This window comes from Pseudoalteromonas rubra (assembly GCF_005887115.1).
In the GTDB taxonomy this organism is placed as follows: domain Bacteria; phylum Pseudomonadota; class Gammaproteobacteria; order Enterobacterales; family Alteromonadaceae; genus Pseudoalteromonas; species Pseudoalteromonas rubra_F.
In genome coordinates, this window is sequence record NZ_PNCJ01000019.1 from 71,500 (window position 1) to 93,224 (window position 21,725).

General features: G+C 45.4%; 21 protein-coding genes. 8 read left to right on the forward strand and 13 right to left on the reverse strand.

Annotated features, from left to right (window positions below; all coding sequences use genetic code 11):
• Nucleotides 1–41 precede the first annotated feature (41 nt).
• Nucleotides 42–959, reverse strand: a complete 918-nt coding sequence (locus CWB98_RS14580; protein WP_138545528.1) for a substrate-binding periplasmic protein — start codon at nucleotides 957–959, stop codon at nucleotides 42–44.
• 617 nt (nucleotides 960–1,576) lie between these two features.
• On the opposite strand from CWB98_RS14580, the gene CWB98_RS14585 reads away from it, so the two are divergent.
• From CWB98_RS14585 to CWB98_RS14605, 5 genes are read left to right on the forward strand one after another with little or no spacing between them, the layout of a single operon-like run.
• Complete coding sequence (locus tag CWB98_RS14585) at nucleotides 1,577–1,960, forward strand: response regulator (protein ID WP_046004429.1); 384 nt, start codon at nucleotides 1,577–1,579, stop codon at nucleotides 1,958–1,960.
• Nucleotides 1,957–2,868, forward strand: a complete 912-nt coding sequence (locus CWB98_RS14590) for an AAA family ATPase (RefSeq protein WP_138545529.1) — start codon at nucleotides 1,957–1,959, stop codon at nucleotides 2,866–2,868. Before CWB98_RS14585 ends, CWB98_RS14590 begins: the two co-directional genes overlap by 4 nt.
• A gap of 2 nt (nucleotides 2,869–2,870) precedes the next feature.
• Nucleotides 2,871–3,821: a DUF58 domain-containing protein gene (locus CWB98_RS14595; protein WP_138545530.1), complete on the forward strand. Its 951-nt coding sequence runs from the start codon at nucleotides 2,871–2,873 to the stop codon at nucleotides 3,819–3,821.
• On the forward strand, nucleotides 3,811–5,757 hold the full coding sequence (locus CWB98_RS14600) for a transglutaminaseTgpA domain-containing protein (RefSeq protein ID WP_138545531.1): 1,947 nt from the start codon (nucleotides 3,811–3,813) through the stop codon (nucleotides 5,755–5,757). The genes CWB98_RS14595 and CWB98_RS14600 overlap by 11 nt, the downstream gene beginning before the upstream one ends.
• A 4-nt stretch (nucleotides 5,758–5,761) precedes the next feature.
• On the forward strand, nucleotides 5,762–7,099 hold the full coding sequence (locus CWB98_RS14605) for a Na+/H+ antiporter family protein (protein WP_138545532.1): 1,338 nt from the start codon (nucleotides 5,762–5,764) through the stop codon (nucleotides 7,097–7,099).
• Between the two features lie 68 nt (nucleotides 7,100–7,167).
• On the opposite strand, the gene CWB98_RS24425 is transcribed toward CWB98_RS14605, so the two are convergent.
• The 5 genes from CWB98_RS24425 to CWB98_RS14630 form a co-directional block, all read right to left on the reverse strand.
• On the reverse strand, nucleotides 7,168–8,079 hold the full coding sequence (locus CWB98_RS24425; protein WP_249364685.1) for a hypothetical protein: 912 nt from the start codon (nucleotides 8,077–8,079) through the stop codon (nucleotides 7,168–7,170).
• Nucleotides 8,080–8,087: 8 nt separating this feature from the next.
• The gene (locus CWB98_RS14615; protein ID WP_138545533.1) at nucleotides 8,088–8,600 is read right to left on the reverse strand and encodes a GNAT family N-acetyltransferase; all 513 of its coding nucleotides are present in this window, start codon (nucleotides 8,598–8,600) and stop codon (nucleotides 8,088–8,090) included.
• 232 nt (nucleotides 8,601–8,832) lie between these two features.
• Entirely contained in the window at nucleotides 8,833–9,264 is a 432-nt protein-coding gene (locus tag CWB98_RS14620) for an acyl-CoA thioesterase (RefSeq protein ID WP_049864149.1), read from the reverse strand.
• Nucleotides 9,261–10,073 carry a M23 family metallopeptidase gene (locus tag CWB98_RS14625; protein ID WP_249364686.1) on the reverse strand — a complete coding sequence of 271 codons (813 nt, stop codon included), beginning with the start codon at nucleotides 10,071–10,073 and terminating at the stop codon, nucleotides 9,261–9,263. The genes CWB98_RS14620 and CWB98_RS14625 overlap by 4 nt, the downstream gene beginning before the upstream one ends.
• A 28-nt stretch (nucleotides 10,074–10,101) precedes the next feature.
• On the reverse strand, nucleotides 10,102–10,956 hold the full coding sequence (locus CWB98_RS14630; protein ID WP_138545535.1) for a 6-carboxytetrahydropterin synthase: 855 nt from the start codon (nucleotides 10,954–10,956) through the stop codon (nucleotides 10,102–10,104).
• A gap of 340 nt (nucleotides 10,957–11,296) precedes the next feature.
• Here CWB98_RS14630 and fabA point away from each other — a divergent pair, with 340 nt between their 5' ends.
• On the forward strand, nucleotides 11,297–11,812 hold the full coding sequence (gene fabA / locus CWB98_RS14635) for a bifunctional 3-hydroxydecanoyl-ACP dehydratase/trans-2-decenoyl-ACP isomerase (RefSeq protein WP_010384707.1): 516 nt from the start codon (nucleotides 11,297–11,299) through the stop codon (nucleotides 11,810–11,812).
• A 77-nt stretch (nucleotides 11,813–11,889) separates the two neighbouring features.
• Here the strand turns inward: fabA and rmf are convergent, their stop codons facing one another.
• The 7 genes from rmf to lrp form a co-directional block, all read right to left on the reverse strand.
• Nucleotides 11,890–12,060 carry a ribosome modulation factor gene (gene rmf / locus CWB98_RS14640; RefSeq protein WP_046004422.1) on the reverse strand — a complete coding sequence of 57 codons (171 nt, stop codon included), beginning with the start codon at nucleotides 12,058–12,060 and terminating at the stop codon, nucleotides 11,890–11,892.
• 516 nt (nucleotides 12,061–12,576) lie between these two features.
• Complete coding sequence (serS, locus tag CWB98_RS14645; RefSeq protein WP_138545536.1) at nucleotides 12,577–13,866, reverse strand: serine--tRNA ligase; 1,290 nt, start codon at nucleotides 13,864–13,866, stop codon at nucleotides 12,577–12,579.
• A gap of 11 nt (nucleotides 13,867–13,877) precedes the next feature.
• Nucleotides 13,878–14,258, reverse strand: coding sequence for a fluoride efflux transporter CrcB (crcB, locus tag CWB98_RS14650; protein WP_138545598.1), 381 nt, complete (start codon nucleotides 14,256–14,258; stop codon nucleotides 13,878–13,880).
• A 5-nt stretch (nucleotides 14,259–14,263) separates the two neighbouring features.
• Entirely contained in the window at nucleotides 14,264–15,616 is a 1,353-nt protein-coding gene (locus CWB98_RS14655; protein ID WP_138545537.1) for a replication-associated recombination protein A, read from the reverse strand.
• The gene (gene lolA, locus CWB98_RS14660; protein ID WP_138545538.1) at nucleotides 15,609–16,265 is read right to left on the reverse strand and encodes an outer membrane lipoprotein chaperone LolA; all 657 of its coding nucleotides are present in this window, start codon (nucleotides 16,263–16,265) and stop codon (nucleotides 15,609–15,611) included. The genes CWB98_RS14655 and lolA overlap by 8 nt, the downstream gene beginning before the upstream one ends.
• Nucleotides 16,265–18,901, reverse strand: a complete 2,637-nt coding sequence (locus CWB98_RS14665) for a DNA translocase FtsK (protein ID WP_138545539.1) — start codon at nucleotides 18,899–18,901, stop codon at nucleotides 16,265–16,267. The genes lolA and CWB98_RS14665 overlap by 1 nt, the downstream gene beginning before the upstream one ends.
• 68 nt (nucleotides 18,902–18,969) lie before the next feature.
• Entirely contained in the window at nucleotides 18,970–19,449 is a 480-nt protein-coding gene (gene lrp / locus CWB98_RS14670; RefSeq protein ID WP_046004417.1) for a leucine-responsive transcriptional regulator Lrp, read from the reverse strand.
• A gap of 139 nt (nucleotides 19,450–19,588) precedes the next feature.
• Between lrp and ald the strand changes: the two genes are divergently transcribed.
• Nucleotides 19,589–20,710: an alanine dehydrogenase gene (ald, locus tag CWB98_RS14675; RefSeq protein WP_046004416.1), complete on the forward strand. Its 1,122-nt coding sequence runs from the start codon at nucleotides 19,589–19,591 to the stop codon at nucleotides 20,708–20,710.
• Nucleotides 20,711–20,846: 136 nt separating this feature from the next.
• Entirely contained in the window at nucleotides 20,847–21,674 is an 828-nt protein-coding gene (locus CWB98_RS14680) for an HDOD domain-containing protein (protein WP_138545540.1), read from the forward strand.
• Nucleotides 21,675–21,725 lie beyond the last annotated feature (51 nt).

Consider the following 21,725-nt stretch of genomic DNA (forward strand, 5'->3'; position numbering starts at 1 on the left):
CAGTAGGGGACTTGCATTTTTCTATGCAAGTTAGCTAGTTACTACTGCTTGCAACTATTGGCCGTGTTGTATTTTATCTCGTCCAGGACACCGTGCTTTTTAAATTCGGCTATGGCCTGGTTCAGTTCAAACAGCAGGGTTTTACCGTATTTGTTGTGTTTTGAGACAGCGAAGAACAGGCCATTCATTTGTAAAATGGGTTCAACCATCACCAAGTTGGTAGCCATATTTGCCAATTCAGTATTACTTTGTTGCGCAAAAGAAGCTATCTCCATCTTGATAACTTCAGGATCGCCAACGATAAGATTGACACGACCAGCCATAAGCAACCTGATATTGTGCGCATCATCAACGGCTTCCATGACATTAAATTTACCTGCGTCCATGAGTCGATCAAACTCCGGTGTGTTTTGATAGCCACGAACTACACCAATGCGTTCATCAGCAAGTGCAGGCAGGCTGGTAAAATGGTCTGTGTTATAATCCTTGCGTTTGTATAATGCGATCGGACCCCAGCCAAATGCCTCAGAGAGAGTAAGATGATCCAATCGGCGTGTGCCAGGAAACGTATCCGAAGGTGACTCAGGCTCAATGAAATACTCAGGTACCAGCAAATCTACTTTTCCGTTTTCGGCATACGCAACAGCGCGTGCCCATGGATAAAAAGTAACGGTTGCGCCATAGCCTTGGCTATGAAGTAAAGCAATTGTGGCCTGCATTACCCAACCTTGCTTACATAAGTTCAAGCCAATATAGGGTTGCCATTCTAAAGTGGTAACCTTAATTTGTTTGTCAGCTTGAATATTGTAGCGAAAGGTCCCATCACTGACTTTTTCACCAGACACGGTATGAGTGCCTTTATAATCGCGATATGTAACACTCAGTTCTTTTGCAGTAGCCAGACTTTTGAGTGGATAGAGCAAAATAAAACAAAGATATAAGGACAAAGCATACGGCATTGCAATCAAACCCTCAGACTTATTAGCATAAGCTTAGTCATTAACTGCAAACTTGTCACAGATACCTTATTTAACATAACGTAAATTATAGGAAGTGTTAAATAGAGAGATTTGAGGTGATACTGAGTGCGTCTGTAAAGCTCTTATGTCCTATACTAGACGGTATCGGACATTAAGGGTTCGGAGTTGATCAGATATTTACGACCTGACTTCGCTCTTTGACCGCAAAAATCTGCATTGCCCTGAGATATTAGCTTGTATCTTTTTCCACTCAAGACGTAATTAACTTTGTGCTTTGCTGAATGAAGTTGCTTAAGGACAAACCTCAAAGGTCATGATTATTACCATGACCACTTTGAATTATGATTTACCTATGAACACCCGCTTTACCAAAGTGTGAGCCCGAAACCTGATATTCAAAATATTTGTGCTACCAGAGCTGTGAAGTAAGCTGGTCAACCTTCTTTCCTGTCATATTTGTCAGTACGTATATATTGCTTAATGTGCTAGCCACCTTATCGTTAAGATGAATTTACAGTTAATTGATAAAATGCCATTGAGCTCACTTTACGCTTGTCTTAGTATTAGCCTTGTCGTTCAAAAGAAGTAAATACAATATGGAACTTGTCAGACCCCTAGAGCCAATTTTGATCATCGATGACGTCGAAGATGTACGTAGTTACCTGATAGACATTCTTGAAAACCTGGGTTTTGAAGAAGTCTACGAATCTGAGGACTTCAAGTCAGCGATGCCTTTGATGGCTGAAAAATCCCCCAATGTTATTTTCCTGGATATAGAATTGCCCGATACAGATGGCACACAAATTCTTGAATACATCAATGACAATTACCCCAATGTTCATGTCATTATGTGTTCTGGTCATAATAGCCTCGAGAACGTGCAAAATACCTGGGAGTTGGGCGCAAAAGGCTTTATTGCTAAACCTTTTAACGCTAAAAAAGTCGATTCAGTAATGAAAAGACTCGAAATGATTGCATGAATAAAACCACCGAAAAAATAATCAGCCAGCTTTCAGAGTTGATACTGGGAAAAGAAGAGCAGATCAGGCTCGCTGTTGTTTGTCTGCTTTGCAAGGGACACCTTTTAATAGAGGACTTGCCCGGCATGGGCAAAACCACCCTCTCCCACGGGCTTGCCAATGTGCTTGGATTGAGTTATCAGCGAGTTCAGTTCACCAGTGATCTGTTGCCTGCCGATATTACCGGCTCTAGTGTGTTTAATACCTCACAGCAAAGCTTTGACTTTCACGCCGGACCTATATTTAGTCAGGTATTGCTCGCCGATGAAATTAACCGAGCCAGTCCAAAAACACAAAGCGCATTACTTGAAGCCATGGAGGAGCGCCAGGTCACGGTTGATGGCAAGACGCACCCTTTGCCAGACCCGTTTTTTGTCATTGCTACACAAAACCCGTTGCATCAGTCTGGGACTCACCCACTCCCAGAGTCGCAGCTGGACCGCTTTTTTTTGCGGATCAGCTTAGGCTACCCAGATGAACAAGCAGAGAAAAGTCTTATTTTAGGTAATAATCTGCAAAGACAGACTCTAAACGAGATACCATGTGTATTAGACATGAGCGTGCTGGCTGCACTACAGCAAGACGTGTTCTCCATCAATCTGTCTGACTCCGTGGTACAATACATTATCAACCTGGTAAATTTCACACGTTTTAGCGGACAATTTAGTGACCCCCTTTCACCACGTGCCAGTATCGCTTTAGGCCTGGCAACTCGTGCTTATGCACTAACCCTGGGGCGAGACTATGCATTACCTGATGATGTGCAAGCCGTATTTGGTGCCGTTGCCGGTCATCGTCTGAATATTGCCACACACGAGCTGGACGATATGGTCAAGGGGATCTTTGATAACGTGCCGGTTGTATTATAACAATGCGCAGTGACTGGCTACAGTCCTGGCTGGCTGACATTATCAAGCGCAAACACAGCGCTGTGCAAATCACGCTTTCTCACCATAACATTTATATTGTTCCGTCAAGACAAGGCGGATTCTTTCTATGTATGGTGATCCTGAACTTTATCCTAGGTAGTAATTATCAGAACAACCTGATACTCGGTGTCGCATATATTATGCTTTTAATCCTGGTACTTGCGCTGATATATGGGTACCTAAATTTGCATGGCCTGACGATTCAGGTGCTGGATATTAAGAACAATTTTGCATCTAAGCCTGTCGAAGTACGTCTCAAATTTACTGCTCCTCATGATTGCTATTCTCTGGATGTAGCAAGTCAGATGTATGACTCTAGCCCCAGCAACAGCAACTATCAGCAGGGAGCAACAGTCTCTTCCCTTTTTTTACATTCCGAAAAAAGGGGCCGATACCAGCTTGGCAGAATTAGGCTGTCTAGTCGCTATCCGTTCGGTTTGGTGCGGGTCTGGACCTACCTGAATGTAGACAGAACATTTTGTATCTACCCTACTCCACTCAGTTGCCAACTGACATTCAGTACTCAGGAAGCGACTGAATCCCAGGGTCAGTACCTTCATCAGGATACACAAAGTCATGAGAACTTTGACGGCCTTGAGCGGTTCAGACCCGGAATAAGTAAAAACAGAATATCTTGGCGACACTTTGCTAAAAATCAGCAACTTTTGGTAAAACAATACAGTGGCGACAGTTATTATTCCCAACATACTTTTGATTACGCCGCTCACGATGGCAACAAAGAAATCCGGTTATCAAAACTTTGCTACCAGATCCTTGAAGCAGACAAGCTAGGTGACACTTTCGCATTGCGTCTGAGCAATGCAGTTCAGGTCGGCGTTGATCGTGGTGACAAACATCGAGAAGCATGTTTGGAGGCACTAAGTGACTTCTGACAAACTCTTTGGTGCACAAACCTCAATCACAACGATAGTATATGGTTTAGTCAGCTTCTTACTGCTCAACCACTTTGGGGTTGTGTTTACCTGTGCTATGTTGCTTATCGTATTGTTTAAGCTGGCAATATATCGTGGTCTGATTAAAGGCCCCTCTGAGACATTGATCAACCTGTTGGCTTTTACCATTATACTGGTCGTATTTGTAGCAATAGGTTTTTCAAATCTGGTCGAAATGTTCGTATCCTTGCTACTAGGCGCGTGCGCACTGAAGACCATCCAGGCGAAGACCAAGAAGCAGGCAATGTCTGTACAATTGCTCAATTTCTTTGTTTATCCTTGTTTTTTTATCTTTTCTCAGAATGTTTTGTCACTGTTGTTTGTACTTGTGCTTTTGGTGGTGAACCTGGCTCAAATGCTTTGGATAGAACATGGTATTGAGATCCGCAGCGCCTCAAAACAAGCAGCTAAACACCTTTTACTTGCATTACCACTTGCCGCAATCATGGTTGTTTTACTCCCCAAAGTTTCACCATTTTGGCAACTCCCAGGTGCAAAAAAAACGCAAACGGGATTATCTGAGGATATCGACCCCTTTCAGATTTCAGAGCTATCTCGCTCAGACGAATTGGTATTCAGAGCTATCTTACCCAGTAATGCACAGATGCAGCCGCCGTTTTACTGGCGCACTTTAGTACACGATAAGTTTGACGGCACACGATGGCGTGTATCACCCCATCATGACGTACAGTTGCAAGCGCCGTATAGAGCAGTCGGCGAAAGCTATACTGTGATAGCCAGAGCTTCGGGTAAAACCTGGTTATATAGTTTGGGTCAGGCGAAGTCGGCTACACGCGGGGTTAATACCAATCATTTTGGTACCTTGTTTATGCAAAAGCACCTCAGTAGCAGTATTGAGTATCAAGTTACCCCCATCCATATAACAGACTCTGGGCTAGTAAACTGGCAGTATCGAGTCAATACCGCATTACCGGAAGAAATAAACCCGCTAGCTACTGAGATGTCCCGGCAATGGGATAGTCGCGCCGACAACACCGCTGAATTTATTGAACACATGAAGCAATACTTTGTTCAGAACAGTTTTCGATATTCACTCAAGCCCCCCACAATCAGTGCGTCCGATAGCATTGACGTGTTTTTAACTCAGACTCGGGAAGGGTTTTGTGGCCACTACGCCGCAACAGCCGCCTTTATGTTACGTGCAGCGGGGATCCCCGCGCGTCTGGTGTCAGGGTATTTGGGGGGTGAATATAACGAAGAGCGCGGCTATTATAGCGTTTATCAGTATGATGCCCACGCCTGGGTTGAGTATTATGTGCCACAGCAAGGCTGGTATCGTCTCGACCCCACAGCCTGGGTGGCACCAGACAGACTAACCGGCTCTTTGTCTGAATTGACGGAACTTGAGGAGGAATTTAAAGACAACCTGGGCCTGAGCTTGATGTCTTATTCAAATCTGGCGGTGGTAAATTGGCTCAGACTTCAGATTGAACAACTAGATTATCAGTGGACACGCTGGGTGCTAAATTTCGACCACCAGAAGCAATCACGACTGCTGAGAGACTTATTCGGGCAATATCACAAAGTGTTACCTGAGCTGAGCGTATTCTTACTGTTAATTACGATATTTATCGTACGCTTTTGGTACCTGCAACGACAGCAGATTGTAAAATTACCTGCAGCTGTCAGGCTACATCACGCAGTGTGTCGTCTTGGAGGAGATGGGCTTCACAAAGTCACCCCCTCACAAGCTTTGTCTGCATTACAGTCTCAATACCCCGCTTTATCGCAGGAGCTGGAAGAGTTTAACCAATACTTTGTAAAATCGAGATTTTCCCGCGCGCCGTTAACCAAGGCGGAAGCAGCAAGGATGAAGGCGCTGGGTCGTTTAATAATAAAAAAGGCGAAAAAATAATATTATGAATGCTGTCATTATTGGTGTTTTGCTGATGCTCGGCCTGACACTATTTAGAGTAAATGTGATTGTGGCAATGACAATTAGTGCCATGGTTGCAGGGTTAAGTGCCGGTCTTGGGTTGTCAGATACACTCAATGCTTTTAATTCTGGCCTCTCCGGTGGTGCAGAAATTGCACTGAGCTATGCCATGTTAGGTGCCTTTGCAGTGGCCATTTCTAAATCTGGGTTAACCCAGATCCTAGCTGACAAGCTGTTGTCACTCGTCCACGGTAGTCAGCAAAGTTCCAGTCAACTGTTAAGTATGCTGATTATGGTTATTATTCTGGGCTGCTCTGTTGCATCACAAAACCTTATTCCGGTGCATATCGCTTTCATCCCAATTCTTATACCACCATTGTTAGTGATATTTAATCAGCTGAATATTGACCGCCGAGCCATTGCCTGTATTTTGACTTTTGGTCTGGCAACATCCTACATGGTTTTACCTTACGGATTTGGCGGTATCTACCTTTACTCAATCCTGCATAAAAACCTGGTTGATAACGGCCTAGAAATAGTCAATACCCAAGTTCCGTATGCAATGGTGATCCCAGCATTAGGGATGCTTATTGGTCTGATCGTTGCTGTGTTCATCAGTTACCGTAAAAAACGTCAATATACACATGATGAAGTTAAGCCAAACATGCCCCAGTCCGGTATCAAGGCCCATGATGCTCAGGAAAAACGTAAGGTTATCATTGCCGGTACTCTTGCGATTGTCTGTTCCTTACTAGCACAGAACGTCAGTGGTTCGATGATTTTGGGCGGTCTGGTAGGCGTTATGATGTTCAGCCTGTTTGGTATTGTTAAGTGGGACCAGAGCTCAGATGTTTTTAGTAAAGGCGTTGCTATGATGGCAATGATTGGCTTTATAATGATCTCTGCGCAAGGTTTTGCGTCTGTTATGAAGGAAACGGGTCATGTTGCAAGCCTGGTCAGTGCATGTGCTGATTTTGTTGGGGAGAATAAACCACTGGCCGCTGCGATGATTTTATTGGTAGGTTTACTCATTACCATGGGCATTGGTAGCTCCTTCTCAACGGTACCAATCATCGCTACTTTGTTTGTGCCTCTGTCTATGGAAGTGGGCTTTTCTGCTATGGCAACAGTTGCCCTTGTAGGAACAGCTGGAGCGTTGGGAGATGCGGGTTCTCCGGCGTCTGATTCGACCCTAGGACCGACATCCGGCTTAAACGCCGATGGTCAGCACGATCATATCTGGGACTCAGTCGTCCCAACCTTTATTCACTTTAACATCCCTTTGCTCCTCTTTGGCTGGATTGCGGCAATGGTGCTATAGAACAGAGAAAGTCGACCCATAGGTCGACTTTTTTCTTTTCCGGGCATCAGCCAAAGCCCTATACACCTTCAGCTGCCTTTTAAATCGCTAAACAGAACATCAAACCAACGAATATCCTCAGGGCCGAGCTGTGCTTGTTTGTACAGAAATGGGTCATGATACACATCTTTGTAGATATGATAGATAGCAATTTCCGTGAGTACACGCCACTTATTGCCATCAAGCTCCTTTATTTCAGTGGTACTAAAATTAAAATCTAGCAAAGGGTCGTGCTGACTCTGCGTGGTGCGTAACGCCAGATCTAGCTGTTGTAAAACCGGGTTGATAACCTTAACCGTGCTTGCGTCGCCGAATTCTCTCAGTATGTTTTCTTCTGCTTGCCTGATGGCTGCTATTTCTTTATGGTTAGTCAGCTTTTGCGCAGCTGGCCTGAGTGTGAATTTAGAGACTATGCCTGCAACACCCGGGAGTAGTGCCTTGGCAGCGATGCCCGCACCTAGCAAGGGGTTAGTTAAAGCCGCCATACCGCCAATCAAAAGCATGCCATAGGTGAGTTTACGGTCTAATGCATCTATTTGATCTGCGAGAGAATGAAGTGAATTAGGGTCCTCATTGGTTCGTTCGATAGCGAGCTGTGCAGCGCAGTTCACCATATATTCTCTTAACATTGTCTCAGCATGAACGGTTGGAAAGTGAAAAATACGCCTTTTTGGCAGCGCATTAACTTCAGGTACCCCTTCAGGCAGGTTTCTTATAGTATGTAGTGCAAAACCATGTTCACTGAGGGCGAAGGGTACGACAAAATAGTGTTTCTCATCATACTTTGTGGCGTTGCTACTCGTGGTCCTCTCAACAGACATAAAAATAGGCAATCCATTCACCTTCTCTTTTACAAACTGAAAGCCTGACGCAAGATCTGCTGACACTTTTTCCGGCATGTCAGACAACATCGTTTTGCCTTTGTTAATCAACTCTTTCATATAACCCTTTATGACAAGTCAGCGGTATATATACACATAGTTTTTGATAGTTTATCTTGCATTGTGACAGAATAGCTTCGGGTCAGTTTAGCCCCTACCCGCTGAGCGATTTTAATACTTGGAATATTGAAATCCAGACAATGAAACTCAATTTGCCGCATTGCTAGCTCTTCTTTTAATCTGGGCAACATGACGCGGAGAATTTGATCTATTATTGCATTACCGCGTGCTTTTTCACAAAGCCAGTACCCGATTTCACAGGTATTGGGTGCCTCTACCGATTTAACCGCAAAAACACCAATAAATTGTTCATGGTACACGATCGAAAAATAGTGACTGCCTCGGATGGATTGGCGCTCTGTGATGTATTGTTTGGCGCTATTCAGATCCGTAACAGCTTGCGCCCACGGCAAATAAATCTCCAGGCTCTCTCTGCTCTTGTCCACAGCTTCCAGAAGTACATTCGCTTGTTTTATGTTTAGAGGAGTAAGAGTTAAAGAGGGTGAAATGTCGTAATCCATGAATCCCTTCCAGCCAATACACTATCCTGTTTTTTGAGTTTTTGGGCACAGCAAAAAACGCCCTGCCAGCACATTGATAATACTTTAAACCAGCTTGCTAAAAAATAGGTACTCTTTTTAGTCATAGCTAAGTTTATCAAATTCAAACATAAGTATGATGTGTTCCTCGAGATAAAGGGGAGCCTTACTGACTCCGATATAAAGATGATGCTGATTAGATTACTGTCGTCTATTAGCTAAAGCCATTTAGCATTTGATCGCAAACTACTGGGGTTGGTCTGTGGTTGTCATCTACAGCTACAAATGTAAAGCTGCCAGAAATAGCCAGATGCTTGTCGTCTTTGTGCATGGTTTCAAGATATATGTGAACTTCTACTTTCAAGCTGGTATTACCAACATGGGCGACTTTTGCCACAAGTTCAGCGAATGTACCAGCAGGAATGGCCTCTTTAAAATCCACCCGGTCAGATGAAATAGTCACCAAGGGCTTACGGCAAAAACGTGTTGCAGCAATAAAGGCCACCTCGTCCATCCAGGCTAATGCATCACCACCAAATAACGTATTATGATGGTTAGTGCGACCGGGAAACACCGTCTTAGTTACAGAGGTTTGCGAGTCTTTAATTCGTTGAGCTATTACTGCGTCTTTATCTGTTTGTGTCATTCTTTACTGCTTTTCGTTGCGAGTTTATCAATCATTAGAAGTTCAGGATCTAAGCGTTCATTAAACCAATTAAAACGCCAGTCCAAATGAGGTCCGGTTACCCTTCCGGTTGCACCTATATCGGCAATATGGTCGCCAAGTTCTACCAACTGCCCTTCTTCTACATGTAACTTGTTCAGATGAATATAGGTAGAGGTAATACCATATCCGTGGTCCAGGATCAGGGTACCGCCACTGTAATAGAGATCTGGATTAGCAAAAACAACTTTGCCTGATACAGGGGCCAATACCGGTGTGCCAGTTTTATTGGCAATGTCCAATCCAAAATGGGGTCTTCTTGGCTTACCGTTAAAATAGCGCTGGCTACCGTAAACACCCGATATTCTGCCCTTTGCAGGTCGATACACAGGGTCATCAAAATACGGTAGTGTACTGAGTTTACTTCTGGCGGCGCTGACCTGCGCACCTTCTTTGCGGATCCGTGTCAGGACCTCTTTTGGTGGCGACACGTACTTTTTCTCTACGCCTGTGATACGGTCAATATCGTACTCTCGGGACGTGATCAGTAATGACTTAGTGTGTGTTTTACCATTTTTATCAACCCAACTTAAAGTGTGCTCCACGTCTGCGTCCCGGCCAAACCCAAATACGAATTTTCCCTCAGGAGAGATAGCCAGCTCTTTGTCATTAAGCCGCGCTGACTGCACACCTGCCAACTTGCCAATCACCATGCCACCCTGGGTGAGTGATCCTTTAAGCTCAATGGCATGAGCAGATCCCATACCAAGGCATAAACCGGCCAAAAACATGGCCGTTTTCTTTGCTTTACTTAGCCAATCAGGCATAAGCGATTGCTCCTTTTCCAACGCCTTCAAACGCCTTCACCTTCACTTTTCGCTCTGGATACTGTGCTTTGATCTCAGCGGCGAGATACTCTGCAATACACTCAACGGTACTATCACAGGGGATCAAGTCACACCGTGCTTTACTGATAGCCAATTCGAAGTAGCCCTGAGAAGCCGTATAAGCAAAGGCATAATCGCCGGCTTTTGCTTTGATATGTTGCAGTGCACCTGTTTCGATCAGATCCTCTTCACTGCCCAGGTAGATATCCTGCCAGCGCTCCGCCCATTCTTTTTGCAAGCGAGGCATACTGATATCATCAAGATAAATGCCAATGTCAGAGCGGTGACCGTGAATAATACGCTGGCAATTTCCGTCATGTTTCTTCAAGCCATGACTGTAATGATAGTAAAAACTGCGGCTAGGCTCCGGGCGAAGCTCAATCTCGACGTCCTTCACATTTTCAGGCATGTTAGGCAAGATTTGTTGCTTCAAAAATGCAATCACATTCTCTTCGTTGATAACGTCACCTTCGACGATACAAACCGCCTCTTCAGGCGCACTCATTGCGAGGTGATGACCACCAAACTCGCCATCAAAGCTTACCCTGCCATCTTGCTCCGAAAAGTTGCATTGCAGCTGACTTGGTATAGCCAGTTTATGATCTATTGTGTCATCGATAATGGCTTTGATCTGTTTCTTTACTTTGGCAAAGTCCAGCACCATAGATTCTTCATTCAACTGGCCATGAAGTGTCATATCAACAATCCAGCTCTCACCAACAGCGCCACGTTTACCACACAAGTAAGAAAAATCAATTACCGTCAAGGCATCTACAAAAAGGATCATAAACTTCCGTTACTATTAAAAACGACTGGGGCAATTATAGTGATTTTTAAAGTAAAAATCGCCTTGAAAGGTCGATAAATAGAGAATTTATCGACGCTGATAGATACTTTGAATAATTTTCATTCGCTCTGGCGCATCCGACAGCTGTAGTTATCATGTTTCCTCAGAATGGTACTTCATTAAAAGCCCCTGAGAAGCACTCAAATATGACTAGACTGCATGTAAAGGTGTACTAATTCGTTAAGACGCTCACAAAACAGGCAATTTTTAACTGTTCAGAGTTGTTTGGCGTACAAGTGTAAGCTAAAGTAGCGGCAATTTAAGACTAAGATTGAAGATTATGGAACCAAAAAATAGCTATACAAAAGAAGAACTGATCCTCTGCGCTGAAGGCAAAATGTTTGGCGAGAACAACTGTCGTCTGCCAATCGATAACATGCTCATGATGGATCGTATCATCGAGATTAATGAAGATGGTGGTGAATTCGGTAAAGGTCAAATCGTTGCTGAGCTAGATATTAACCCTGATCTGTGGTTTTTCGACTGTCACTTCCGTGGCGACCCGGTCATGCCAGGCTGTCTGGGTCTGGATGCAATGTGGCAAATAGTCGGTTTCTTCCTGGGTTGGTCAGGCGGTCCGGGTCTTGGTCGAGCACTGGGTGTGGGTGAAGTTAAATTCACAGGTCAGATCCTGCCAACCGCTAAGAAAGTAACTTACCGTGTAGACATGAAACGTGTTATTAAGCGTAAGCTGTTCATGGGTCTTGCAGACGGCACAGTAGAGGTTGACGGCCGGGTTATTTACGAAGCAAAAGACTTGAAAGTTGGCTTGTTCCAGGACACTAGCGCATTCTAATGTTCAGGCGTCTATAAAAACAAAGCCCCTTCAAAGGGGCTTTTGACATTGCTTAGTCATTAGATATTTATAGGAATTTAGGTTTTGTACATGTTGCGGTTATCTATGGCCTCTCGCCATCCCCCCAACCATTCTGATCTGTGCTCTACTTGCTGATATGGACATAACTCTTTGGACCGGCCCGCTAAACCTGCTTTGAATCCCTGGGCATGTGCTCTTTCTAAACGGTCTCTTTTCTGTCTCTTCATAGGTAAATTCCTCACCTTCATATTTTTCAAGTTGCTTTCGTCGTTACGACATCCACATTTAATAAATAGTTAATAAATTCGTAAATATCAATCCGTACGAAACACGACAATGTCCTCTGTACAATTTGATTCAGTGCTTCGCCGCAGGCTGCCTGGCAGCCGATAGCTCGAATTTCACTTAACTACCAACATTTTTACTATTGCATATGGTTAAACAACGGCCGACTGCGAATGCACTTTTTTGCCAGACACACGTCGACTAATTCAGGATTGGCCAAACCTTCAAAAACAATAAATCATATATCGTTTTGACATGCAACATCCTGGCGGTGAGTGAGAATAATCAAAATGAAAGAAAAGAGATAACAATACAGAAATTCCAATTATTTTGTATTTTTTATTCAATTAATTATTTTTTGCAGCTTATTTATTAGCATTTGACCGTAAAAAAACATTCATTAATTTGTAATAAAAAAGGCCGCAGGAATGCGGCCTTAGATCAATGCTTTAAGCGTGTTACTGAATTTTCTCAAGACCACCCATGTATGGTCTCAACACCTCTGGCACGATAATAGAACCATCTGCTTGTTGATAGTTTTCCAATATTGCAACCAAGGTACGGCCAATTGCCAACCCTGAACCATTTAGTGTATGTAGTAATTCTGGTTTCTTTTCACCTGCGCGACGAAAACGAGCCTGCATACGTCTAGCCTGGAAATCCTGCATATTTGAACAAGAAGAGATTTCACGGTAGGTGTTTTGGGCAGGCAACCAAACTTCCAGGTCATAGGTTTTAGCTGCGCCAAAGCCCATATCACCAGTACACAAGACCACTTTGCGATAAGGTAGCTCCAGCGCCTGTAAAATGCCCTCAGCATGGCCTGTTAGTTCTTCAAGCGCTGCCATTGAGTCTTCGGGCTTAACCAACTGAACCAATTCTACTTTATCAAACTGGTGCTGACGAATAAGACCACGGGTATCACGGCCATAGCTGCCTGCTTCACTTCTGAAGCAAGGCGTATAAGCAGTCATACGAACAGGTAACTCTTTTTCGTCGAAGATTTCATCTCGGGCACAGTTAGTCAAAGGCACTTCGGCAGTAGGAATAAGGCTGTAGCCGTCTTGATCTTCACTCAGCGCCTCAGTGTGGAACAAGTCTTCTGCAAACTTAGGCAACTGACCAGTACCATAAAGGCTTGCCTTATTGACCAGGTAAGGCACACACATCTCAGTGTAACCATTTTTATCTGTGTGCGTATCAAGCATAAATTGAGATAACGCACGATTCAGACGAGCAATACCACCACGCATCACGGTAAAGCGTGAGCCGCTTAACTTAACACCGGTTTCGAAATCCAGACCCTTACCCAGCGCTTCACCCAGATCAACGTGGTCTTTTACTTCAAAGTCGAACGATTTAGGTTCGCCCCATTTACTAATTTCGACATTGTCGCTTTCGTCAGCGCCGACTGGTACGTCTTCGGCTGGCAGATTAGGTAAAGTTGCTGCAATATCTTGTAACTGAGCCAGCACTTCATCCTGTTCAGTTTTTGCTGCGCTGAGCTGATCACCCAGGTCTGCAACCGCATCGAGTAATGGCTGAACATCTTCACCTTTTGCTTTGGCCTGGCCTATCGCCTTGGAACGGCTGTTACGCTCACTTTGCAGCTCCTGAGTTTTGGTCTGCAGTGTTTTTCGTTTTTCTTCCAGCGCGTTAATCGCTGCCACATCAAGTTCAAAGCCACGTCTTTTCAAACGCTCTGCCGCTTCCTCAATGTCTTGGCGTAAATACTTTGCATCTAACATAGTTTGTTCTTTTAACCTTTTTGCATGACTAAGCACAGGCCTATCCAGGCCATGAAAATACACATCACGACATTCAACACTATATTCAGTACCATTTTCACAATCTGGCCTTGCTGAAGTAACAGCAAAGAATCCATAGAGAAGGTAGAGAATGTCGTTAAAGCACCCAAGAAGCCAATTCCGACCAGACTTTTAGCCGGTGATACTTCTATGATCTGCTTATCAATTAGTCCGTAGAGAATGCCCATCAACAGTGAACCCAGAATATTAACGGTCAACGTGCCAAAAGGGAATCCCTTACCTAAGAGTTTTAAGGTGATATCACTAATAAAAAAGCGCAGACAGGCACCGAATGCGCCACCAGTTGCGATCATCAGGTAAGTTTTAAGCAAGTCCATCAGCGCTCATCTTGGTCTTGATAGCGTTTTTGCGCACTTTGTTCATTCAATGAGCGCAGGTAACGAAGTTTTTCTGAGATTTGCTTTTCAAGACCTCTATCACTGGGCTCATAGTAACGGCGCTGCTGAATATCCTCAGGGAAATAACACTCTCCGGCGGCAAACGCCCCTGGTTCATTATGCGCATAGCGATATTCTTCACCAAAGCCCAGCTCTTTCATCAGTTTAGTGGGCGCATTGCGCAGATGTTCCGGCACCGGAAAATCGGGATCACTGGCGGCATCCTGTTTAGCCTGATTAAATGCCCTATAAACTGCGTTACTTTTGGCTGCACTGGCCAGGTAAACGGTCGCCTGTGCGATGGCTCGCTCGCCTTCACTGGGCCCCACTCTGTGATAAATATCCCAGGCATTGAGCGCCACCTGCATGGCACGAGGATCGGCATTGCCTATATCTTCTGTCGCTATCGCCAATAAGCGTCTGGCTACGTACAGAGGATCACCGCCACCCGCGAGAATGCGGCAATACCAGTATAACGCTGCATCCGGATCACTCCCGCGCACAGACTTATGAAACGCCGAGATCAAGTCATAGTAGATGTCGCCACCCTTATCATATTTGGCAAGATGTGACGGCAACACTTGTTTTAACACAGCTTCATTAATAACAATTTGCCCTTCCCCATTGGCACCAAGATCAGTGGCCTGTTCCAGCAGGTTTAGTGCTTTTCTGGCGTCTCCGTCCGCTGCATGAGACAAGGCATCCACAACGGCATCATCCAGCGTGATTTGCTGACGGCTGAGCTCTTTATCATGAGCCAGTGCCTGGCGTAACACCAGACCAAGCTCATCCAGGCTCAGTGGTTTAAGGGTATACACTCTGGCACGGGATAAAATCGCGTTATTCAGTGCAAATGATGGATTCTCTGTGGTCGCACCGATAAAGATAAAGGTGCCATCTTCGATGTGAGGCAAAAATGCATCTTGTTGCGACTTATTAAAACGATGCACTTCGTCTACAAAGAGTATCGTGCGCATCCCCCCCTGGGCCAGTCGGTTTTTTGCTTCAAGGACTTGCTCACGTATTTCTTTGACACCGGCAGTCACCGCAGACAACTTACATAGCTGTGCATTGGCGTGGTGAGCAATGATTTCAGCGAGCGTGGTTTTGCCCACGCCAGGCGGCCCCCATAAAATCAGGCTATGACACCGCCCCTGAGAAATGGCCCGGCGCAGCGGGCTGTCAGACGCCAGAATGTGGCTTTGACCGATGTAACCATTCAGCTCGGTTGGACGCATCCGCGCCGCCAAAGGTCGCACATCTGGCGCAAAATCAAACCCCAGATTAGTCACTTTGTGTCTGGTCGTCGACGACCACTCCTTCTGGGATCACAAACTTAAACTGCGCTGTATCGATTGGTACATTAACCTGCGAGTCGCTAAACTTAAAGCTGGAGATCTGGCCCGATGAGTCTGTTACGTTTAGCTGACCAATCTTCAGACTGTTGTCTGCAAACAAAACATCCAGACGCTCCACCTGAGCGCCCGACTGAACAGGCTCTATCCTATAGCCTCCGGCAATCTCAGCAACTTGGTACTTTTGCCATTGTTTTGGGTCCTGGGTCGTTAACAAGACAAAAGGCGTGGTATCAATCAGGCCAAGCGTATTGAGTATAGTTGCCTGCTCTGCAAAGCTATCGAAGTAGACCGTTCTTAAACCATCCGAGACCAGCAGCGTCTCATCAGGTTCATCCTGCTGCCAACGTATTTTTGCTGGATATTGCAAGGCGATTATACCTTTACCGGACTGGATCAGGTGACCATCCTGATCGATAACGCTTTGCTCAAACTGAGCCCGAAAGCTATGCAGCCCCTTTAGTTTGTCTTTTAATGACTGAGTAGCCGCACTGACGAGCTGGTTGCTTTTTATTTGTTCCGCCGCAGAAGCAGCAGGTGTAGCCCCGATAATACACAGGGCCAGAATAAGTGGTTGTAACTTCATTAATTCGCTCCACCTTTGGGTACCAGAACTTCTCTGGCACCATTGTGTCCTGGCGCACTAACGACGCCGGACATTTCCATTTGTTCGACCAGACGAGCCGCGCGATTGTAGCCCACGCGTAACTTACGCTGAACACTTGAGACTGATACCTTGCCAGTTTCAATCACAAATCCCACCGCTTCATCATAGAGCGGATCCGATTCTTCATCTTCACCTTCGCTTGTCTCGCCTGGCAGTAAAATATCTTCTGTTGCCTCACCACACAAGATATCGTCGATATAGTTCGGTTTACCACGTGCTTTCCAGTCGCTCACAACCGCATGCACTTCATGGTCGTCTACAAACGCGCCATGTACGCGGATTGGTACACTGGTACCAGGTGGCAGATACAACATATCACCCATACCCAGCAGGTTTTCGGCGCCTTGCTGATCCAAAATTGTACGTGAGTCTATTTTACTCGATACCTGGAATGCCATCCGCGTTGGGATATTGGCTTTGATTAACCCCGTGATCACATCGACAGAAGGTCGCTGGGTTGCCAGTACCAGATGAATACCCGCTGCACGCGCCTTTTGAGCGATCCGGGCTATTAACTCTTCCACCTTTTTGCCCACAATCATCATCATGTCAGCAAATTCGTCAATCACCACCACAATACTTGGCAGCTTATCGAGTTCCTGGGGCTCATCCGCCATGCCATCGGTATCTTTAAACAGCGGATCCATAATGGGGTGTCCGGCTTCTCTGGCATCCAATATTTTTTGGTTATAGCCTTTGAGATTACGCACGCCCAGTGCCGACATCAGCTTATAACGACGTTCCATTTCACCCACACACCAGCGCAACGCATTGGCAGCTTCTTTCATGTCGGTCACCACCTCGCACAACAAGTGTGGAATACCTTCATACACCGACAGCTCAAGCATTTTCGGGTCAATCATGATCATCCGCACATCTTCTGGCGGCGACTTGTATAGCAAGCTTAATATCATGACATTAACGCCCACTGACTTACCTGAACCGGTTGTACCTGCCACCAGCAGGTGCGGCATTTTGGCCAAGTCGGCCACCACAGGCTGACCTGCAATGTCTTTACCCAATACCATGGTCAGTGGCGAGGCATTTTGTTCAAATTTAGGTGCGTTTATGACCTCTGAAAGACGCACGATTTCACGATTTTTATTTGGTAATTCCAGACCCACATAGGTCTTACCTGGTATCACTTCGACAACTCGAACGCTAACAGCTGATAGTGAACGCGCCAAATCTTTTGCCAGCCCGGTAATTTTCGCTACTTTTATTCCTGGCGCCAGGTCTAGCTCAAAACGAGTAACAACAGGACCAGGATAAACCCCCATTACTTTTGCCTGGATATTAAAATCCAGTAATTTAGCCTCTACGAGACGAGATACCGCTTCGAGCTCCTCTTCGGATATCGGATTCTTCGCCTTGTCAGGTCTATCCAACAAGTCAAGCGAGGGCAGCGGATCTTTCGGTGGCTCAGCTTCTAATAAAGCCTCAAACTGCTCTTTGGCGCTTGGTGGCGGTTGATAACCAGAAGCTGGTTTTTCCTTAGGCTTTAATGGTCTGGCCGGCGAAACGACCTTGGTCTCTGCGGGCGCAGGCGTGTCATCAAGCGCATTGAGTGCAGCAACCGTATCAAATGCTTCGTCGTCAACTGCTGAAAAATTAATTTCCTGCTCAAGAATATCATCGAGTTCATCAAACACACTTGGTGCTACTGCGATATCGTCTCCAGAGCGTTTATCTGTTTCCGGCACCCTGTCTGGAACTGATTCTGTGACGGGCTCGGCTTTGGGGCCAAACAATCTGTCTTTGAGCTTCTTCGGTTTAGTTTCTTCTGATTCTGGTTGCTCTGCTTCGGTCGACATATCCAACTCATTTTCTGCAGATACATCAACATTGAGTCCACTATCAGGCCCGGTTTCTCTATCCGTAGTGTTTATCAGGACAGGTTCAGGCCTCGGAGCCTCACTATCTACACTGATATTGTCTGGTGTAGGTGTTGTAACAGACACGTGTTCTGCACGTTGTTTAATCTTTGCAAAACACCACTTACAAAATGCCACTACCTTTTCGCCAATGTAGTCAACGAACTCGACCCAGGAGACGCCCGTTAGTAAGGTTAAACCGGCAAAGAAAAAACACAACAATAAGATAGTGGTGCCGGTAAAGTTGAACGCAGGCATCATGGCACTGGCGACCACGTCCCCTACTACCCCACCAGAAGAAAAGTTGTAAATATCATCAAAGTTAATACTACTGATAGCGCTGGCAGAGGTGATAAACAAGGTACCGCCAATGAGCCTTAACCCCAGCGTGGTATAATCGAGTTGCAATAATTTGTGTGGTTTTTTAAACAACAAGTAGCCGAATAACTGAATAAAAACCGGCACCAGAAAGGCCAGCCAACCAAAACTGAGTAGCAGAATATCGGCAACCCAGGCGCCAGCTGCACCCGTGATGTTATTAACTTTGATAAATTCGCCCGTTTGCGTCCAGGCGGGATCGGCCGGATCAAAGCTGATGAGTGCGCACAGCGTAAAAATTGCCGCCGCCGTACTGATGATCAGGCCAGTCTCCAGCAGGCGCTGGATACCATTTAAGCGCATTGTGTAATACCTAAATACTGTTTAGTTAATTCTAACATGACTTTTTGCACACCTTAGCAAGAATTTCCTTAGGGTGCACAAGGTTTTATCACTTCACCTTGCTCCCCTTTGACTTCTTCCATAACAACATAAGTGCGGCTTTCGCTAATACTAGGCAGTTTCAATAGTATCTCACCCAGAACACCTCGGTATTCAGACATATCTGTTACCCGGGTTTTTAATAGATAGTCGAAGTTACCGGATACCAGGTGGCATTCAATAATTTCGTCGTGTTGCTTTACCGCCTGATTAAACCGATCAAATACATCAGGCGAGTTTTTGTTGACCGTGACCTCAACAAACACCAGCAAACCCTGACCCAACTTTACCGGGTCCACAACCGCCTTATAACCTTTTATATAGCCTTCACGCTCAAGCTTTTTGACCCGCTCCAGGCAAGGTGTTGCACTGAGCCCTATCCTTCTGGCCAATTCTACATTAGAAATTCGTCCGTCTTTTTGCAGTTCAACTAAAATCTTTCTATCGGTTCTATCTAACTGAGTATGCATGATCAGTTTTTTATCCTGAATATTTACTTAATACAGTGTTAATAACTACTGAGTATATCAAAAAAGGTAGGACATACTAGCAAACCATATCTATAATGGTCGAAAATTTTTACCCCGTTCTTAATTGAGGCGAATTGTTATGATTATTGGTGTACCTAAAGAAATAAAAAACCACGAGTACCGTGTTGGTATGGTTCCAGCAAGTGTTCGTGAACTGATTAATCACGGCCACCAGGTAATAGTAGAAACAAATGCCGGTATCGGTATCGGTTTCACTGACGAAGACTACATTCAGGTAGGCGCTGAGATCCGTGATACGGCAGCGCAGGTATTTGAAGAAGCAGACATGATCGTGAAAGTGAAAGAGCCACAGGCTGTTGAGCGCGCGATGCTACGTGAAGATCAAATCCTGTTCACTTACCTGCACCTGGCACCTGATCTGCCTCAGACAGAAGACCTGGTTAAGAGCGGCGCAATCTGTATTGCATACGAAACAGTGACTGACGCACGTGGCGGTCTACCTCTGCTTGCACCTATGTCAGAAGTGGCTGGCCGTATGTCTATTCAGGCTGGTGCTCAGGCGCTTGAAAAATCTCGTGAAGGTCGTGGCATGTTGCTAGGCGGCGTACCAGGCGTAGAGCCTGCTAAAGTAGTTGTTATCGGTGGTGGTATGGTTGGCCGTAACGCTGCACAAATGGCAGTTGGTCTGGGTGCTGACGTTACTATCCTTGACCGTAACATCGACGTACTGCGCAGCCTGAACGCTCAGTTCGGCAGCCAGGCAAAAGTGATCTACTCAACTGCTGATGCGCTTGAGAAGCACGTACTGGAAGCTGACTTAGTTATCGGTGGTGTACTTATCCCGGGTGCTGCTGCACCTAAGCTGGTTACTGCGGATCACATCAAAGCAATGAAGCCAGGTGCTGCCATTGTTGACGTTGCTATCGACCAGGGTGGTTGTATTGCCACTTCTAAAGCAACTACACACGCAGAGCCTACTTACATTGTTGACGACGTAGTTCACTACTGTGTTGCTAACATGCCAGGTGCCGTACCTCGTACTTCTACATTCGCACTGAACAATGCAACTCTGCCTTACATCATCAAGCTTGCAAACTTGGGTTACAAAGAAGCCCTGCTTGCTGATCAGCACTTCCTGAATGGTCTGAATGTCATGAAAGGTCAGATCACCTGTAAAGAAGTCGCTGAGGGTTTCAACATGGAGTATGTTGACGCACGTGCAGCGCTTGCTAACGTATAATCGATACGCATAGCGTTTCAAAAGCCTCGCTCACGCGGGGCTTTTTGCTTTTTACAGCACCCTGAAACAGAGAGTTGCCTGCACCACAGATTATTGACTATCTTTTTATAATAGTCAGTCGTACAGGTAGTGTTGCATGGCCATCTCCCTCACACAGCAAGAAAAACTTATTTTAAAAACGGTCAATATTCCTCCGCGCCCCCAGGCACTGTTGCAGTTTTCAGAAGAAGCGAAACTTCCCGAACCTAACATCACTAAGATTTCCGAGATTTTACAAAGCGATGTAGCGATCAGTGCGGCCATTTTGCAAGTGGTCAATTCCGCTGCCTTTCGGCGCTCTCGCGAGATTGATTCCATCGAACAGGCCGTCATGATTCTGGGTTTAAAGCGTCTGATTCCCCTGGTTAAGGCCGTTGCTTTGAAGTCATCCGTTGACTTGCCACCAGCGCTCAGTGATTTCTGGGAAACCCAGTCTGAAATAGGACAGCATGCTTCATTGATCTGCAATCGCCTTAATCGCCCAGCACTGGCCAATCATGCCTATATGCTTGGATTGTTTCATGGTGTTGGCATTCCGATATTATGTCAGCATTTTGATGACTATCAGAGTGTATTAGACAAAGCGCAAACCGATGGCTGGACCGAGGCAAGCCAGTTTGAATTCGCACAATATCATACCAGCCATGGCACCATAGGCGCTTTACTGGCGCAGCAATGGCGTTTGCCAAAGATAGTCATTAATGTGATTTATTATCAACATGACGTTGACGGGATTCTCACTTCAGGGGAACTAGATAGTCTTGGCAACGACTTGCTATCCATTTTAAAGATAGCCCGTCACAAAACGTATTTGTCTACTAATCCTGTAAGCGAACAAAACCCCGAGTGGCAAGTGATCAAAGATGATGTGATGGATTATTTGGAAATATCCGATGAAGAGCTGGATGAACTTTGGGGTGAATAGTCACGTTCCAGGCTATTTAAATACCTAAATAATTGAAAGTTTCCCTCAATG

Coding starts and splice junctions, on each gene's coding strand:
- ald (WP_046004416.1), top strand. CDS start 19,589: ATGATTATTGGTGTACCTAAAGAAATAAAAAACCACGAGTACCGTGTT.
- lrp (WP_046004417.1), bottom strand. CDS start 19,449: ATGCATACTCAGTTAGATAGAACCGATAGAAAGATTTTAGTTGAACTG.
- CWB98_RS14625 (WP_249364686.1), bottom strand. CDS start 10,073: ATGTTTTTGGCCGGTTTATGCCTTGGTATGGGATCTGCTCATGCCATT.
- rmf (WP_046004422.1), bottom strand. CDS start 12,060: ATGAAGAGACAGAAAAGAGACCGTTTAGAAAGAGCACATGCCCAGGGA.
- CWB98_RS14680 (WP_138545540.1), top strand. CDS start 20,847: ATGGCCATCTCCCTCACACAGCAAGAAAAACTTATTTTAAAAACGGTC.
- CWB98_RS14585 (WP_046004429.1), top strand. CDS start 1,577: ATGGAACTTGTCAGACCCCTAGAGCCAATTTTGATCATCGATGACGTC.
- CWB98_RS14595 (WP_138545530.1), top strand. CDS start 2,871: ATGCGCAGTGACTGGCTACAGTCCTGGCTGGCTGACATTATCAAGCGC.
- serS (WP_138545536.1), bottom strand. CDS start 13,866: ATGTTAGATGCAAAGTATTTACGCCAAGACATTGAGGAAGCGGCAGAG.
- CWB98_RS14665 (WP_138545539.1), bottom strand. CDS start 18,901: ATGCGCTTAAATGGTATCCAGCGCCTGCTGGAGACTGGCCTGATCATC.
- CWB98_RS24425 (WP_249364685.1), bottom strand. CDS start 8,079: ATGAAAGAGTTGATTAACAAAGGCAAAACGATGTTGTCTGACATGCCG.
- CWB98_RS14590 (WP_138545529.1), top strand. CDS start 1,957: ATGAATAAAACCACCGAAAAAATAATCAGCCAGCTTTCAGAGTTGATA.
- CWB98_RS14615 (WP_138545533.1), bottom strand. CDS start 8,600: ATGGATTACGACATTTCACCCTCTTTAACTCTTACTCCTCTAAACATA.
- CWB98_RS14605 (WP_138545532.1), top strand. CDS start 5,762: ATGAATGCTGTCATTATTGGTGTTTTGCTGATGCTCGGCCTGACACTA.
- fabA (WP_010384707.1), top strand. CDS start 11,297: ATGGAACCAAAAAATAGCTATACAAAAGAAGAACTGATCCTCTGCGCT.
- CWB98_RS14630 (WP_138545535.1), bottom strand. CDS start 10,956: ATGATCCTTTTTGTAGATGCCTTGACGGTAATTGATTTTTCTTACTTG.
- CWB98_RS14580 (WP_138545528.1), bottom strand. CDS start 959: ATGCCGTATGCTTTGTCCTTATATCTTTGTTTTATTTTGCTCTATCCA.
- CWB98_RS14620 (WP_049864149.1), bottom strand. CDS start 9,264: ATGACACAAACAGATAAAGACGCAGTAATAGCTCAACGAATTAAAGAC.
- lolA (WP_138545538.1), bottom strand. CDS start 16,265: ATGAAGTTACAACCACTTATTCTGGCCCTGTGTATTATCGGGGCTACA.